This window comes from Fictibacillus norfolkensis, from assembly GCF_014836645.1.
GTDB classification, from domain to species: Bacteria; Bacillota; Bacilli; order Bacillales; family Fictibacillaceae; genus Fictibacillus; species Fictibacillus norfolkensis.
On the sequence record NZ_JACSQM010000008.1, the window covers coordinates 87,606 to 104,889 of the forward strand.

General features: G+C 39.8%; 12 protein-coding genes. 5 read left to right on the plus strand and 7 right to left on the minus strand.

The features are described 5' to 3' along the window. The first annotated feature begins 17 nt into the window (after nt 1–17). On the plus strand, nt 18–1,226 hold the full coding sequence (locus H9648_RS16545; protein WP_137789912.1) for an ornithine--oxo-acid transaminase: 1,209 nt from the start codon (nt 18–20) through the stop codon (nt 1,224–1,226). A 278-nt stretch (nt 1,227–1,504) separates the two neighbouring features. Here H9648_RS16545 and H9648_RS16550 read toward each other — a convergent pair whose 3' ends face one another. From H9648_RS16550 to H9648_RS16560, 3 genes are read right to left on the minus strand one after another with little or no spacing between them, the layout of a single operon-like run. Continuing rightward, a complete protein-coding gene (locus tag H9648_RS16550) occupies nt 1,505–2,293 on the minus strand; it encodes an SDR family oxidoreductase (protein WP_191754912.1) in 789 nt (262 codons plus the stop codon). A 30-nt stretch (nt 2,294–2,323) separates the two neighbouring features. After that, a complete protein-coding gene (locus H9648_RS16555; RefSeq protein WP_191754913.1) occupies nt 2,324–3,748 on the minus strand; it encodes an NAD-dependent succinate-semialdehyde dehydrogenase in 1,425 nt (474 codons plus the stop codon). A gap of 36 nt (nt 3,749–3,784) precedes the next feature. Continuing rightward, nucleotides 3,785–4,669 (minus strand): fumarylacetoacetate hydrolase family protein, encoded by an 885-nt coding sequence (locus H9648_RS16560; protein ID WP_191754914.1) that lies wholly within the window; start codon nt 4,667–4,669, stop codon nt 3,785–3,787. Nucleotides 4,670–4,863: 194 nt separating this feature from the next. On the opposite strand from H9648_RS16560, the gene H9648_RS16565 reads away from it, so the two are divergent. Continuing rightward, nucleotides 4,864–6,618, plus strand: a complete 1,755-nt coding sequence (locus H9648_RS16565) for a B12-binding domain-containing radical SAM protein (RefSeq protein WP_191754915.1) — start codon at nt 4,864–4,866, stop codon at nt 6,616–6,618. 308 nt (nt 6,619–6,926) lie between these two features. Here the strand turns inward: H9648_RS16565 and H9648_RS16570 are convergent, their stop codons facing one another. Further along, on the minus strand, nt 6,927–8,000 hold the full coding sequence (locus H9648_RS16570) for an efflux RND transporter periplasmic adaptor subunit (protein WP_191754916.1): 1,074 nt from the start codon (nt 7,998–8,000) through the stop codon (nt 6,927–6,929). Nucleotides 8,001–8,015: 15 nt separating this feature from the next. Then, nucleotides 8,016–8,687 carry a hypothetical protein gene (locus tag H9648_RS16575; RefSeq protein ID WP_191754917.1) on the minus strand — a complete coding sequence of 224 codons (672 nt, stop codon included), beginning with the start codon at nt 8,685–8,687 and terminating at the stop codon, nt 8,016–8,018. Between the two features lie 258 nt (nt 8,688–8,945). On the opposite strand from H9648_RS16575, the gene H9648_RS16580 reads away from it, so the two are divergent. The 3 genes from H9648_RS16580 to H9648_RS16590 are packed head-to-tail and all read left to right on the plus strand — an operon-like array spanning nt 8,946 to nt 12,660. Then, entirely contained in the window at nt 8,946–10,442 is a 1,497-nt protein-coding gene (locus H9648_RS16580) for a spore germination protein (protein ID WP_404825767.1), read from the plus strand. Then, nucleotides 10,439–11,536 (plus strand): GerAB/ArcD/ProY family transporter, encoded by a 1,098-nt coding sequence (locus H9648_RS16585; RefSeq protein ID WP_191754919.1) that lies wholly within the window; start codon nt 10,439–10,441, stop codon nt 11,534–11,536. Before H9648_RS16580 ends, H9648_RS16585 begins: the two co-directional genes overlap by 4 nt. Further along, a complete protein-coding gene (locus tag H9648_RS16590; protein ID WP_191754920.1) occupies nt 11,533–12,660 on the plus strand; it encodes a Ger(x)C family spore germination protein in 1,128 nt (375 codons plus the stop codon). Before H9648_RS16585 ends, H9648_RS16590 begins: the two co-directional genes overlap by 4 nt. Before the next feature lie 36 nt (nt 12,661–12,696). Here the strand turns inward: H9648_RS16590 and H9648_RS16595 are convergent, their stop codons facing one another. Both H9648_RS16595 and H9648_RS16600 read right to left on the minus strand, forming a co-directional pair. Further along, nucleotides 12,697–16,098, minus strand: coding sequence for an AAA family ATPase (locus H9648_RS16595; protein ID WP_191754921.1), 3,402 nt, complete (start codon nt 16,096–16,098; stop codon nt 12,697–12,699). Beyond that, nucleotides 16,095–17,276, minus strand: a complete 1,182-nt coding sequence (locus tag H9648_RS16600) for a metallophosphoesterase family protein (protein ID WP_191754922.1) — start codon at nt 17,274–17,276, stop codon at nt 16,095–16,097. Before H9648_RS16600 ends, H9648_RS16595 begins: the two co-directional genes overlap by 4 nt. Nucleotides 17,277–17,284: the final 8 nt, after the last annotated feature.

Consider the following 17,284-nt stretch of genomic DNA (forward strand, 5'->3'; position numbering starts at 1 on the left):
GAATAGAGGTGTTTCCTTTGAAACAGACAGAAACGAAAAATACGGAAACTGTAATTTCAAAAACGGAACAATATGGTGCACAAAACTATCATCCGCTTCCTATCGTTATCTCGGTAGCCGAAGGTGTATGGGTAACAGATCCAGAAGGTAACCGCTACATGGACATGCTAAGTGCATACTCTGCGGTAAATCAAGGGCACCGCCACCCTAAAATCATTCAAGCACTAAAAGATCAAGCAGACAAAGTAACACTAACATCGCGTGCATTTCATAACGATCAACTTGGAGACTTTTATGAAAAAGTATCAAGTCTAACGAAGAAAGATATGGTATTACCGATGAACACTGGTGCTGAAGCTGTTGAGACAGCTATTAAAGCGGTTCGCCGCTGGGCATATGATGTAAAAGGTGTTGCGGATAACCAAGCTGAGATCATCGTTTGTGAAGGAAACTTCCACGGCCGTACGATGACTGCCGTATCCATGTCATCTGATCCTGATTACCAACGTGGATTCGGTCCTATGCTTCCAGGGATCAAAGTGATTCCTTACGGTGACTTAGACGCACTAAAAGCAGCCATTACACCTAATACCGCTGCATTCATTTTAGAGCCGATCCAAGGTGAAGCTGGAATCGTTATTCCTCGAGAAGGTTTCTTGAAAGAAGCTCTTGATGTTTGTAAGTCTGAAAACGTACTCTTTGTAGCTGATGAAATTCAATCAGGACTTGGACGTTCGGGGAAAATGTTTGCTTGTGACTGGGAAGAGATCGAGCCAGACATGTACATCTTAGGAAAAGCACTTGGCGGCGGCGTAATGCCGATCTCTTGTGTAGCAGCAAACCGTGAAGTACTAGGCGTGTTCAATCCTGGATCTCATGGATCAACATTCGGAGGAAACCCGCTTTCTTGTGCGGTATCAGTGGCTTCTGTAGACGTGCTTGTGGAAGAAAACTTAGTTGAACGTTCACTTAAACTTGGTGAATATTTCTTAGATGAATTAAAGAAGATCGATAATCCAGTAATCAAAGAAGTTCGTGGTAAAGGTCTGTTCATTGGTGTTGAATTGAACGAACCAGCTCGTCCATATTGTGAGCGTTTAAAAGAGCAAGGCTTGTTATGTAAAGAAACACACGAAAACGTGATTCGTTTCGCACCGCCATTAATTATTTCTGATGAGGATTTAGATTGGGCGATCGAACGCATCAAAAAAGTACTATCTGTTTAAATCATAGACTGAGGCTGACTCTTTTTGGAGTCAGCTTTTTTTTGGGCTCAATTGAGCCCAGTTTCATATACGCACTAGGGTATTAATCCGCAGTTTGATAGATGAATCTACAACTTTTATGGATCAATCCAAAAGTTTTAGCTCTTTATCCAGAAGTTTTAGCTCTCAATCCAAAAGTTTTCACTGTTTATCCACGAGTCTACAAATATTGACATCTGCACTGGAACTTATACCCCTCACATAACTCAAAAAGAAGCAGCCAGAGCTGCTTCTTCCCTTTATAGTGCTTTCACCATACCGCCATCGATCAGCAGTGACTGGCCTGTTATATAGGTGTTTGCGTCAGAGCAAAGGAACACGACCATCTTAGCAAACTCTGCAGGTTCACCGTATCGGCCAAGTGGAATTCCGCTTTCCATGGAAGTTTTGACGTCCTCAGCGGAAACTCCTTTTTTATCAGCCATCATTTGATCTAATTCACCTACTCGATCAGTTCCGATTCGTCCGGGTCCGATGGTATTGATCAAAATGCCATCTTTCCCTAGCTCTTGTGAAAGACTCTTTGATAATCCATTAATAGCTGTTCGGAAAGTGTTTGATAAGATGAGTCCGTCGATCGGCTGTTTAAAGGACGAAGAAGCGATATTCACGATGCGACCTCCCCCGTTTTTAATCATATTTGGCGTAACTGCGCGAACGGAACGTACAAGACTGAGTAATGTTAACTCAAAAGCACCCTGCCAATGCTCATCTTCAAAATCATTAAACGTACCAGCAGGAGGACCTCCTGCATTGTTCACGAGCACGTCCACACTGCCAAACTTCTCTACGGCAGCTGCAACAAGTTCATCGATCTCATTACGCTGTGTGATGTCACATTTTTTATAGAAAACATCCGTACCTGTTTCCCTCTTTATCTCTTCCGATGTCAAAGAAAGCTGTTCTTCATCACGGCTTGTTAGCATCACGTTTGCACCTTCTCGTGCAAATTCCAATGCACAAGCTTTTCCAAGCCCTTTACTTGAAGCAAGAACGAGTACATTTTTCCCTTTTAGACCTAGATCCATCTCACAATCACCTGGTTTCTTAGAAAGATTTTATAATACGAAACTTACGTATTTCGTTTCGAGATAAGCTTCCATACCTTCTACGCCACCTTCACGGCCAAGACCGCTCTCTTTCATACCTCCGAACGGTGCTTGTGCAGCAGAAGGAACACCATCGTTCCAGCCTATGATTCCGTAATCTAAACCTTCAACAACTTGAGTTCCTTTGGACATACTCTCTGTATAAACATATGCCGCTAAACCGAATGGACTTGTGTTTGCAAGGCGGATCCCTTCTTCAACACTACTGATCTTATGAATCGGAATGACTGGACCGAACGTTTCTTCATTCATGATCAGCATATCTTGTGAAACATTCTTTAAGACCGTAGGCTCGTAATAATACCCACCGTTATCTGCTCTTCCTTTTCCGCCTGTTACACACTCTGCACCATTTGAAACAGCATTTTCCACGTGCTCGGAGATCTTTTCATATCCGTCTTTGTTAATGATCGGACCGATATCTGTTCCTTCTTCCAATCCGTTTCCTACTTTTAGTTTTCTAGCTTCAGCAGCCACGCGTTCTATAAACTCTTCATACACATCTTCATGTACGTATACTCGGTTTATACAAATACACGTTTGGCCTGCGTTACGAAACTTAGAAGCTACAATTCCAGCGACTGCTTTTTTTAAGTCTGCATCATCAAGAACGACGGCTGGAGCATGCCCGCCTAGTTCCATAGAAACATTTTTCACAGTCACAGCACTTTGTTCGATCAATTTTTTCCCAATCTCTGTAGATCCTGTAAAGGTAACTTTTCTAACTTTCTCGGAATCCATAATGGCTTTGCCGATTAAAGATGAAGATCCTGTTACGAGATTGATAACACCTTTCGGAAATCCTGCTTGATCGGCTAACTCTACCAATTTAATTGCTGTTAGTGGTGTTTCTTTTGGTGGTTTCACAATAAACGTACAGCCTGCTGCGAGCGCTGGACCGAGCTTTCTTGTAATCATTGCTGCTGGGAAGTTCCATGGCGTGATGGCTGCCACTACTCCTACGGGCTGGCGTAAAACTTGCATTCTCTTATTTTCTGCACTTGAAGGAATCGTACGGCCGTATATACGCTTACCTTCTTCTGCATACCACTTAATAAAAGAAGCAGCATACATCACTTCACCGACAGATTCTTTTAACGGTTTTCCCATCTCAAGTGTCATTAATTCTGCTAGTTCTTCTTTTTGTTCGATCATTAAGTCATGCAGTTTCATAAGATAATCAGCGCGCTCGTAAGCCGTTAACTTTGACCAGCTCGGAAACGCTTCGTGCGCAGCATCTATCGCAGCATCTGTTTCTTCTTTTCCACAAGATGCTACAGTCCCTACCACTTCACCGTTAGCAGGATTGAACACCTCTATTTTTTCAAGAGAATTTCCTGTCCATGAACCGTTAATATAAAGCAGCTTTTCCATGTGAATTCCTCCTCTATGTAACTAGTTAATTCGACTTCATTCTACTATTTCATTACGGAGTGTCCCGATTCCTTCAATTGTAATCTCGATAACATCTCGGGGCTTCAAAAATACAGGCGGCTTCATTCCTTTACCTACTCCAGCAGGTGTACCTGTCGCGATAATATCTCCAGCTTCAAGCGTCATGCCCTTTGAAAGCTCTGTGATCATCGTCGGTATGTCAAAGATAAAATCAGATGTGTTTCCGTTCTGCCTTACTTCTCCGTTTACTTTTGTCACGATCGATAGGTTTTCCGGGTTTGGTACCTCAGAGTGATGAACGATCCATGGACCCATCGGGCAAGTTCCATTCAGACTTTTTCCGAGTAAAAATTGCTTATGCTTCTGCTGAAGATCACGTGCTGTAATATCGTTGATGATGGTATAGCCGAAAACGTGATCCATTGCTTCTTCTTTCTTTATACCTGTACCCGTTTTGCCGATAATTATGGCAAGTTCGCCTTCATAATCAAGTTGACTAGTTACGGAAGAGTGATTTGGAATACCATCACCATGACCGACCACAGACGTGGGAGCTTTTGAAAATACCATGATATCTTCAGGAATGTCTGCTTCGCTTCCCATCTCTATCGCATGATCGCGATAATTTTTCCCGATACAGAATACATTTTTCCCAGGACGCGGGATAGGTGCTTTTAATTGGATCTCATTTAACTCATATGTATGGTTCTCTGCCGAATCAGAATGAATCAAAGTCTCGACTTGCCCAAAAACTGATTCTCCAAGTGAAATAGCTTCAATTAGAGTTGATGGAAACTTCACATCCCTGCTCTCAGCAAGTGCTGTTAAATTGATAACCTTTTCTTCTTTTACGATGCCTATAAACGTCTTATTATTCCTAACAGCTGTAACCCATTTCACAATACCGAATTCCTCCTTTTTAACAAACGCTTACAAAGTAATTATTACTACTATATAGGTTCTGACTTTGTACCGTAAAGAAATTTGCTGTATGAAAATGCAATACTCATTTTTGATTCTTTTTAAAATATGGTAAAATAGTTTGTCATCTAAAACGCCCAATTGATGGGTAACAGTAATGAGGTTATCAAATTATGAAAACTGTACTAAGTACGTTAAATGCTAAATATATACACACATGCCTTGCGCTGCGCTATTTGAAGGCGTATAGCGAACCTGATTTTCCTGTAACGATTCGAGAGTTCACGATCAAGGATCCTTCTCTTAATATTGTGACTGATCTTTACAGCCAAGAGCCTGACGTTCTCGGATTCAGCTGCTACATCTGGAATATTGAAGAGACGATTAAGGTTATCCAAATGTTTAAAAAGATTAAGCCTGATACTAAAATCGTCTTAGGTGGTCCTGAAGTTTCTTACGATGTGGCGCATTGGCTCGAGAGCATTCCAGAAGTGGATTTTATCGTTGTTAATGAAGGGGAGGAAACATTTAAGCATTTGTTGACTCAAATTCAGGACGGTGCTGGCTTTGATTCCGTAGCTGGCCTTGCTTATCGAAAAGATGGAAAATCTAAAATTAACGGTCCACGAGAAAAACTTGACTTAAAGACAGTCCCATCGCCTTTCCGATTCCAAGAAGATATACAGTCATTATCAAAACGAATCACGTATTTTGAGACAAGCCGTGGCTGTCCATATTCATGTGCGTTCTGCTTATCATCGATTGAAGTTGGGGTTCGTTATTTTGATCCAAAACTCGTTAAAGATGATCTGATCTTCTTAATGGATAATGGAGCAAAGATCATTAAGTTTGTAGACAGAACGTTTAACATTCGGAGAGATTATGCACTCGATATGTTCTCGTTCTTGATTGAAAACAGAAGACCAGGGGTTGTTTTTCAGTTTGAGATCACAGCTGACATCATGAGACCTGAAGTCATCGATTACTTGAACGAACATGCACCAAAAGGTTTGTTCCGTTTTGAGATCGGTGTTCAATCTACAAACGATGCTGTCAATGAATTGGTACAACGCCGACAGAATTTTGAAAAGCTGACTCGAACGGTAACAACTGTGCGCGATGGCGGGAAGATCGTTCAGCATCTAGACTTAATCGCTGGTTTGCCTGAGGAAGATTACAACTCGTTCAGAAAGACATTTAATGATGTATTCGCTTTTGGCATCGAAGAAGTTCAGTTAGGTTTCTTAAAGATGTTAAGAGGTACAGGGCTAAGATTAACAGCTGAAAAACATGACTACGTGTATATGGATCACTCTCCATATGAGATCTTAGGAAACAACGTTTTAACGTTTGATGAGATTATCCGTATTAAACAAGTTGAGGATGTATTAGAAAAATATTGGAACGACCATCGAATGGATTATACCGTTAAGTATTTGATACACCATGTATTCTCATCACCTTTTGACTTCTTTCAAGAATTCGGGACCTATTGGGAAACACGTGGATGGTCAAGAATCGGCCATCAGTTAGAAGACTTATATACGCGCTTGATCGCCTTCTTAACGGAAGCAGCACCACACTCACTTCCTGTTGCAGAAAGCCTGATGAAACTTGATTATTTAGAAAGACAACAGTTCAAACCGCGTAAACCATGGTGGGAAAACACACAGAACAAAGAAGAAACGTCAAAAGTACTCTCACTGCTCGCTCAATATCCTGAAATGATCGAAGGGTTTCCAGCTCTTTCTGAAAAAGATATGCACAAGCACGCGTTTGTAACAGAAACAGCGATTGATCCATTATCAGATCAACTAGTGCCACAAGGGGAGAAAAATTTCTTACTTATTGCGTTGTTTGATCCTAAGCAACAATCAACAAAAGTGTTCACAACATCTATAAAGTCATTGTTAACAAAAAATTCGTAAATTGTGAAAGCGGGGATCTCCGTTCCAGGGTACATGCTTTCCGCGGGGCGGGCGGTGAGCCCCCTGCCGCTACACTCCTTTAGTGGTCTCACCTGTCCCACTTGTCCCGCAGGAGTCAGTACCCTTCCACTCCAATCCCTAAAAGTTAGCACGAAAAAGATTAAAGACACTAACTAAAAAACGCTAAGTAAAAAAACAAGGGTTTCGCAAGTAATATACTTGCGAAACCCTTTTTCTTCTTAAAAAACGTAACACTAGTGTAATCCCACTTGTTTTTTATTGGTAAAAATTTAAGATCTAAATAGCAATTACTTCTTTAAGACCGGCTGCCCTGAAACATGCACAGGGGAAGGATTCAGTACGACAACCTGACCATTTTTAAGCCCTTTTGTAATCTGAACATTACCCTTTTGCTCAAGACCCTCTGAAACCTTCAGCTTATACAATTTGTTTTTCACAATCGTTAACACATACGTTTTCCCATCATCTTTTAAGATTGCTTGTTTAGGCACGCTAATTGCTTTTTCTGCAAGCTTTTCTGTTACGATGATCTGAGCTGTCTGTCCTTCAACCCAAGCCGCTTCATCCTCAACGAGAACGGTTAACTTAAAGTCATTCTGATCAGCTGGTAATACAGTTTGAACAGTACCCTTCAACATCTTTTCACCGTTGGACTTGATTAGAACTGAGTCTCCTGTCTTCACGAGAGACGCCATCTTCTGATCGATGTCAGCAACAAGTTCAAAGTTCCCTTGCCCTACAATGGTTAGAAGCGGTTCATCGTCACCAACCCCACTTAATTCTGAAACTACACCGTCAGCTGGACTTTTCACATTAAGATCATCAAGCTGTTTTTCGAGATCAGATATTTCATCTGATAAGACGGAGCTTTCGTTTTCAGCTAAGTCATTTTGCAGCTCAGCTTCTGCTAATTTTTCTTGAAGAAGCACTTTAGCATCTTTGCTGTCTTTTTCTTCATCAAAATCTGAGAGTTCACTTTTCCATTCGCTTATTTGCCCAGAATAATGGCTGCTTCGAACATCAGCTGATTCCTTGTCTCGTTTCAAGCTGCGAAGTTCTTTTTCAATCTCTGCATTTTCATATGTAATTAAAGTTTGACCCGATGTAACGGTCTCCCCCTTCGATACCATTATTTCTTTTATCGAACCGAGAGATGCATTCTCGTATATCTCAAATGTGTTCTTGGACTGAGCAACACCCGTTGTTTCGTGTGTCTTACTAAAATCTTTTTGAGAAGACAGACCGGTCTTAACTCTTGGAGCTTCAACTGCGGCTGATTCTTTTTTATCAAAAATCACGATGTTCATAACGACTAGGAGGATAACCATAATAGCTGCAGCAACCCATTTCAGTTTATTCATAAGTTTGTCTCCCCCTTAAACCAACTGTCCACTAGCTAATGCAGCATATAGTGAAGATAATAATATGAAAACAACAACAGTTCCGATCGTAACAACTAGACAGTATTTCTTTTCTTTAAACGACAACTGACGAAGTGCAAAATACATAACAACCGAACCCCAGATGGTAAAAATATTGATGGAGTTCAAGAGTTCTTGCCAAAAACCATGCTTAAAGAATAGAACACCAGCAAAACCGAAACCTAATGGCTGCACAACTTCTTCAGCACCCGTTACGAACTGAACCGGAAGTTCAAAGAGTAATCCGAGAATAAATAGAAGATATACCGTTGTCATTACATAAAAGAGTGCTTTATATCCAATGTCTCGGAAGAAAATATATAAAAAAAGTGCTCCTGAATTTATCACTAAGAATGGGACAATCATACCCCAAGCACCGCCTACTAAAGCGATGAGATATCGTAACAACTCAAGTTCCATACCACTTAATTTCGCTGCCTCTACAAAAGAAATCGTCTTGAACGAAGGAAACGCTGCAAAAAAAGATAGTGCATGCAGCAATCCGCTAGTGACTAAAATGGCAAAAAAACGGATCCAAAAACCCTCTTTATCTTTCCACTCATTATAAAATGCAAAATATGTATTCGGCTTAGTTAAAGCAGGAATAAATTGTGCCCTTCCTGTCATGGTGCCGCCCCCTTCTCTCTTTATCTCTGTCTATGTTATCACAATTTTTTACTCATAATGACAATTTCTGACTCATTTTTGAAAAATAGTACCTTATCCGCATAATTACGTTGAGGTAGCAAAAACTAAACCAAATTATTGCGAATCGGGATGATGTTCATCATGACTTTCTTTAAAAAACCAAAAAAATTGCTCGAACAAAAACAGACTGTAATAGAAAAAGAAAAAGAGTCTAGTTCATCCTCTCAACAAACTTCTGTGAAAAAATCTCAATCTGAGCAGGATGCAAATGTAAATCAGCATCAATCGATAAATGATCTGTTAAATGACATTGAAAAGAGTTTTTCATCTTCGGAAGATTTGATGACTCATTGGGTTGAGATGCCTGCTGACAAGAGCAAAGTGGCATTAATTTTCTTGGACTCAATTATTGATAAACAGAAACTTCAAGATTTGATATTGAATCCTTTATTTGAATTGGACAAAGATATTGATCTTCACACCTTCGAAAAAGTAATCAATATAGACTTTAAGAAACAAACAGACTTCACGAAGATTCAAGAGTTACTCTTGCAGTCGTATACATTGATATTTACTAAAGACAGCACTTGCTTTTTTTCTGTATTTACTCCGATCAAAACAGAACGTGACATATCTGAACCAGATAACGAGGCCGTTATCCGTGGTTCTCATGAAGGTTTTATTGAGAGTATGTCGACGAATATAGCTCTAATTCGTAAGCGCCTTAAAAGTCAAAAGCTTGTAGTAAAGTATTTAAAAGTGGGAAAAGAGACTCACACGAATATTGCAATGCTTTATATGTCTGATATCGCAAATCCAGAGATTCTTCATGAGGTTGAAAGAAGAATAACTTCGATAGAAGCGGATTCTGTTATGACTCCGGGGAATATCGAAGAAAGTATTGAAGATAGAACATTTAGTTTGTTTCCCCAAACGTTGAGTACAGAACGACCTGACCGTGTAGCTGCAAACCTGATGGAAGGAAGAGTAGCTCTTTTATATGATAGTTCACCTACCGTAAACCTTGCTCCCGTGAACTTTTTTGTATTCTTTCAAACACCAGATGATTATAACAAACGTTGGATGTTAGGAAGCTTCTATAGGATGATCCGTTTATTCAGCTTTTTCATTGCGATCGGTCTTCCAGCCTTTTATATTGCGATTGTTTCTTTTCATTACGAGGTCATCCCATCAGCACTCATACTATTGATGAAAAGTTCACTTGAAAATATCCCGTACCCACCACTTTTTGAAGCGTTAGTGATGGAGCTCACGATTGAATTAATCCGCGAAGCCGCTATTCGGCTCCCAACAAGGATTGGTTCCACGATCGCTATCGTTGGCGGCTTAGTTATCGGTGATGCGGTTGTTAAAGCAGGACTCATCTCAAACCTAATGATCATCGTTGTTGCGACGACAGCGATTGCTGCATATACAGTACCTTCCAATGAGATGAGTTTAGCTGTTCGCTTATTGCGCTTTCCATTTATGGTAGCTGCCGCGACTTTTGGTTTCTTAGGCATCGTATTCGGATTGATCATCATGTTTTTTCATCTATGTCGTTTATATTCATTTGGTACGCCATACTTTGCACCGCTCGCACCTTTTAAAATAGGAGATCTAAAAGATACAATCATTCGTTTACCTTTTTTCAAGATGAACTCTCGTCCTAGTGACATCAAGCCACTAAAAAAAGATGAAGATAATCATACGAGAAAGTGGGAGAAGTCATGAATAGCAGCCATACAATTACACATAGACAGCTGTTCTTTGTTATCATTCAATCCCAAATTGGTGTTGGTGTACTGTCACTTCCTTATACGTTGTTCGCTAAAGCGAAAACAGACGGCTGGATCTCTTTACTCTTAGCAGGACTCTTTATTCAAATCTCCATACTTGCTATTTGGAAATTATGCGAGATGTATCCTAAGCAGACGATCTTTGACTTTATACCTAAAATCGTCGGGACAAAATTAGGAGTTGTTCTGAATATTTTATTCGTTGTTCACTTGTTCTCTGTTTGTGTAATCATTCTAATCCTATACAACAGCATCGTATCAAAATGGATCTTCTTTCAGACTCCACGGTTAGTTGTTATATTAATTTTAGCTCTTACGTGTGTCTACTGTATTACATGTACGGCAAGAGAGATCGCCAGGTTTTTGATGTTAGTCTCGCCATTGCTGCTTGTGCTATTTTTCTTTGTTGCATATGCCTATAGTGATGTTCACCTTCTTTATGCTTTTCCGGTAGGTGCAGCGGGAATTAAAACAATACTATCAGGGTCTTCTGATGCGTTAATCTCTTTACTTGGCTTTGATACAGCGCTCGTATTCTTAGCTTATACGCAAGGAAGATCGAACAGTAAATTAAAAGTAATATCTTATGCTTCTTTATGCGTCACTCTTTTCTACTGCTTTGTGACTTTTACAACATATATTTTTTTCAATCCAGTTGAAATTGTGATTGTTCCAGAGCCAGTGCTGTATATGTTAAAAGCTTTTTCATTCAAGATTTTGGAGAGGACAGACCTTATCTTCCTGTCCATATGGATTGTATTTGTTACAACTTCCCTTATCAGTTATCTTTTCTTTACAGCAAAAGGTGTGCAGACACTGTTTAAACTGAAGCATCATAAATCTGCCGCACCTTATGTGGGAATTATCTGTGCTTTAATCGCTTCAATTCCAGGGAGTAAACTAGATGTTCAGCTGTGGTCAAAGTTAATTGGTATGTCTGCATTATGCTGTTCTTCGCTCTTTCCAATCTTCTTATTGCTGATTGCTATATTTAGAAAAAGAAAAGAAAAAGGAGCAGTTTCGACATGAGGAGTGTTAAGTTAATTTCTCTTTTTTCTAGCCTATTATTATTAACTGGATGTTGGGATCAAACTCAACTAAACGAGACCAAATTGGTCAGAGCGGCAGGATTTGACTATTTAAAGAACGGAAAAATAAGAAACTCCGCCTCTATTCCACAATCCATCAATACGGATACAGGAACAGGACAAGTAAATAATCAAATTTTTCATGCTGTAGGGAATACGGCTCGACAAAGTAGAATTAAGTTAGATCGAAAAGTTTCCGAGAAAGTTGATGCTTCTAAAAATCTGATTGTGATCTTAGGAGAAGAAGCTGCAAGAAAAGATATCTATCACATTTTAGATGTCTTTTACCGAGATCCCAAGTCCGCTCTAAATGCTCGCATTGCCGTAGCAAAAGGCAAAGCTTCTGATGTACTAAGTGCAAGGTTTGAAGAGACAGAAACTTCGATTGGCGTTGGAACATACTTGAATGAATCCATTCGATCAGCAGAAGATGCAGCAATTGTTCCAGTAGAAAATATACAGACCGTATGCCCTATTATGTTTGATCCTGGTCAAGATTTTGCGTTACCTTATCTCGTAGCTGAGAAGAATGCTGTATCCGTTAATGGCATTGCTGTTTTTCATGGTAATAAGATGGTAGGAACGATACATGGTGCTCAAGGAGTATTATTCACGTTGCTCACCGGGAAACAAAAAAACCGCTCCATGTCTTTAACAAGGAAAATATCTAACAAACATAAAGATAGAATTTTAAATTACGTTTCAATAAAAGTTAAAAGAAATAAAAGAACGTTCAACGTAAATGTTTCTCCTGATGATAAAATTTCCGCTCACATTACACTTAATATGAGCGTCGTTATTACAGAGTACCCTGGGGATAATCTCACTTCTAAAAAGAAGATCAATAAAATCGAACACGCCCTAACAAAGTCATTAACAAAAGAAGCAAATAATGTCCTAAAAAAGCTTCAAGACATGAACAGTGATGCTTTTGGGGTTGGCAGGAAACTAATCGCATTCCATAATCCAACATGGAAGAAGTTAAATTGGAACGAAGAGTATCCGAATATAGATTATACCGCTTCAGTGAATGTTAAAGTCATCGGTCATGGAATTATCGAATAACAAAAGGATGCAGAGCGTATACGCCCTGCATCCTTTTTATAACTGATCTAATTTAACCCGAGTTCCTCTGCCAGAATGTTCAGCAGGTTCGACGATAAGTCGTTTCGTTAGTCTTGCTTTTAACTCAGGAACGTGAGATATAACCCCGATCGAAAAGTTTTCCATCCTTACTTTTTCTAACGCGGTTACAACTGTATCTAACAGCTCTTGATCAAGTGTGCCGAATCCTTCATCTAAGAAGAAAAACTGAAGAGGAAACTTCCCTCTTAGCTGAATTTGAGCAGATAGTGATAGCGCGAGTGCAAGGGATGTTAAAAATGTCTCTCCCCCAGATAAAGAGGTAACAGGGCGTTTGATTCCTCCGTTGGCATCATCACGAATAACAAAACCACCCGCTGAATCGACTTCGATCGCATAACGTCCACGAGTAAGTTTAGCGAGCCTGCCAGACGCATCACGTGTTACAAGATGCAATTGCTCTTCAGCCATGAATTCAACAAAAGTATTTCCACGGAACACACTTTGAAGTTTACCTAATTGCTCTAGTAAATGAGAGACCTTTTTCTTTTCCGTTTCCAGTTCATTGTAACGTGCATGATTTTTCTCGATCATCATATACCTTTGTCGCGCTTCTCCAACAGCTTCATGCGTATGGTTCATTTCTACTTTGAGACTCTGCAGCTGGCTTTTTGCCGATTCAACATGTTGAACGGATAGAATCTCCTTAGGGAGTTTTTCTTTTATCGCATCTAATGCCATAGCATTTGACTTACAGCGATCTTGATAATCTGCTAACTGATTTTCCCATTCCATCTGAACGTGCTCATCTTTTAAACAGTTTTCAAAGTCTTCATATGATTGGAAATCAGACTTACTTAACTGTTTGTTCCATTCTTGTGTTGCTTTTTCTACTCTAGATTCAGCATCATTCTTCCTTTGAACAGCAGAATGATATACTTTATCACTCTCTACGTACTGCTTTTTAGCATTTTCATATTCTCGTTCGGAATGAATGAATGATGTCTTGAGACTCTGCAACGCATCTTGAACATCTTCAAGAACTCTTTGAGCTTTTTGATCGCCTACTCTGTTATATAGCTTTTCTTTACTATCTTGAATTTCTTTTTGCAGCATTTCGTATTGTTTAGAAGAGACCGATAAACTCGTCTTCAACTCAGATTTTTGCTCTTTGGCGGATTCCATTTTTTTCGTTTGTGTTTCTAAAAATTCTTCTGCAATATTTAAACTTTTTACGATTTCCGTTTGGCGACTTTCTTTTTGTTGAAATCGTTCTAGCTGCTCTTTAAGCTCCTCTGATGAAAAGGGGATCTCTGCTTGCTCCCATTCCAATTGAATATGGTCTATTTTTTTCGATATCAAAAGAAGCTGTTGTTTTAACTTGTTAGTTGTTTCATCATTATTTTCAAACGAAATAGAAATTCGTTCATATTGTTTTTGATCATCTTCTAATTTGGATAATAACTTCTGCATGCGTTCTTCAATCAAGAGCTTATCTTGCTTAATCCCTTTTACTCTCGCTACATGATCCTTGAACTGATCCAAAGAAAACGCTTTGAGTTCTTCTTTCTCAACTGTGATCGTGCTTTGATCTGATGCTGCAGTTTCAGCTTCAGCAAGATTAAGTTTTTTCCATAGCGTTTGGGAATCCTTTTCAAGTCCTTCACTTAGGTGTTTCAGCTCATGATAATTTTCCTTCAAACGTTCGATTGCTTCTTCTAATTCGTGAATACGCTCGTTATCATGTTCAACATTTGCATGCATTTGGTTCGGTGATGGATGAATTGTTGAACCGCATACTGAGCACGGTTCGTTTTCTTTTAATTCTGCAGAAAGCTGTGCAGCCAAATGGCTGATCCTTATTTTTTCTTGTTCGTCCTTCCATTCACGCAGTTTATCCATCGAAGCTTTTGAGATCTTTTCATTTGTACGCAGAACTTCAGACACTTCTTCAAACATTTGCTGAATATCTTTCAGCACTTTCTTTCCTGCATCGTAACTGTTAACTATTGTTGAACTGATCTGTTTCTTTGCTTTTTCTGCAGAAGTCATTTCAACTTCTGAAACGGAGATTTCTTTTTGTGTCTTTTTCTCTTCATCACGAACATCTTCTAATCGTTGATTAAGCAGAATAGCATGTTGATATAAACGGCGATCATTTTGGGTGATTTCAATTTGAGATAATTCTTTCTTTAAAGCGAATTGTTTATCTTTCCCACGTTTAAGAACTTGCGTGGCATCATATTCAGCTCTTTCGCATTCTTCATACAAAGTCACCAATTGTTTATGCCTTTCCGTTTCATTCTGCAAAATCTGATTTTTTCTTTCAAGATCCTTTTCCCAGTCAACTGCTTCTCTTAAGCCACTTCTTTTTTCGATAAGAACAGGCTCTTCCTCGTTGATCGCCTTTTTGGCTGCTTCATATTTCTCTTCAAGCTCTTCAAGAATGGTCTGAAGTTTTTCAGTCCGCTTCTTCAGTTGCTCTTGCTCTTCGCGTAACTTTTTCTCATCTGAGAGTGATTGCTTCAACTCGTTCGCATAGGGAGCAATTTTGTCTGCATAAACAGCTTTCTTTAAATCTCCTTGAACACGTTTCATATGGATTTCCTGTTTGTTCAGTTCATTTCTCTCTTCAATCAGCTTTTCATTCTGAACTTGAGCATCCCAATACACCTCAAGCGTTTTGAGGTTCTCTTCTTCATCTTTGTATTGTTTTGTTACTTTTTCTAACTTTTTTTCATTTTCTTTTAGGTGAACCAATGCCTGTTCTAACGATTCAAATGAAGCTTCGCCGAGACCTGTTTGTTCAGCTGTAATCTCATTCAGACGATTTTTTTGTTCATCCGACCGTTTCTTTAGCTTTTGATTTAATTGATCTCCGTACTTTTCAAGCTGGAACAAACGTTGCAGCATCTGTCTTCGATCAGCACCTTTAAGAGATAAGAATTCAGCGAATTTACCTTGAGGCAGAACGACCGCTCGCGTAAAATCATCGATTGTCAGTCCGATCAGCTCTTGAACAAGACGCGTTACATCTCGTTCTTTGTCGGCATGAACGATTGATTCACTATTTACCACCTCAATTAATCGACAAGTACTAGTTCGAATGGAATGTTCGCCACTTCGTTTAAAGATGCGCTCCACACTGTATTCTTTTTGCTGAGCACCTTCACCGATCTGAAACGTAAACGAAACAGACAGTTTATCTTCAGCCTGATTCATGATTCCATGTGTTCCACCAGCCGCTCGTTCTACCTTTCCATATAGTGCTAGTGTAACAGCGTCTAGAATCGTGGACTTCCCGCTTCCAGTCGGTCCAAATATACCGAAGACTCCGCCAGAACAGAGTTCATGAAAAGGAACGGATTGTGCTTCTCGAAAACTTTGCAAGCCTGAAACGGTTAATGCTATAGGTCTCATTCTCGTTCCTCTCCTTCTGTTCCCTCTTCTCCAACAAGATCAAGAAATAAGGAGGTCAACTCCTCATCTGGCAACGCTCCCCCTGTCTGTCGTTTATAAAACGTTGTAAACAGTTCATCAACAGGCAGTTTTTGAGCAGATACAGAGATTTGTTCTCCAGACTTTTCTCGATACACAGGTTTGATATGAACAATGCCATCATGTGATTTTCTAAGTCGTTGAATTTCTTCCATCGAAAGTGCATCATCTACATGTATGGATAGATCAATCCAGCAATTCTGATGCAAACCATCTTGAATTCCTGAAATGACCTCCTGGACCCCATTCTTTGCTTCCCATGCTACTAGCGGTTTTCCCGAAGTTAGATGAAGCTCTTCAACTTCTGCAATACCGTTTGGTTCTATGTTAATAATGGACACAGATTTTGCTTGTCCACTTTCAGAGAAACTATAAGATAGTGGAGAACCTGAATACCTTGCATCTGTTTTTGCTCGTTTGATTTTTTGTGGACGATGCAGATGGCCTAATGCAACGTATTGAGCTGCACTCGGAAGACTTTCTGCAGCTACCGTATACGCACCACCTATGTGAACAGGTCGCTCAGAATCGGTTTCCTTGCTTCCTGCAACATAAAGATGACTCATCGCAACATGCACGTTTCCTGGCGTAAAGTGAGAGGTGATCTGTTTAAAATACGAGTCCACCCAATCATCATATTGAGTTCTTACATCTAATTCTTCAGCAGATTCACTCAGTAGTACTTTTAGTCTTGATTCGGAAGGATACGGCAGAGCAGCGATTTCTAAGATCTCTCCCGTTCTCTTGATCGGAACACGCTGAAGTTCTAGCGTTGGCAGTCCTACAAGTGTGATGCCCAGTTCTCTTAATAGGGGAAAAGAGGCTGCTAGTCTTTCAGGATGATCATGATTTCCAGCAATCGCAATGAACGGACATTCTCCGTTTCTATTAATCCGTGACAGTGCATCATAAAACATTTGCTCTGCCGCAGCTGGAGGGTTTACCGTATCAAATACATCTCCTGCCATCAGAACAGCATCTATTTTTTCTCGTCGTACGATCTCGACAAGTTCGTCTAGAAAATCTTGCTGCTCCTGAAGTCTGCTGCGTCCTTCCAATGATCGACCAAGATGCCAGTCAGCTGTATGAAGTAATCGCATCATATCCC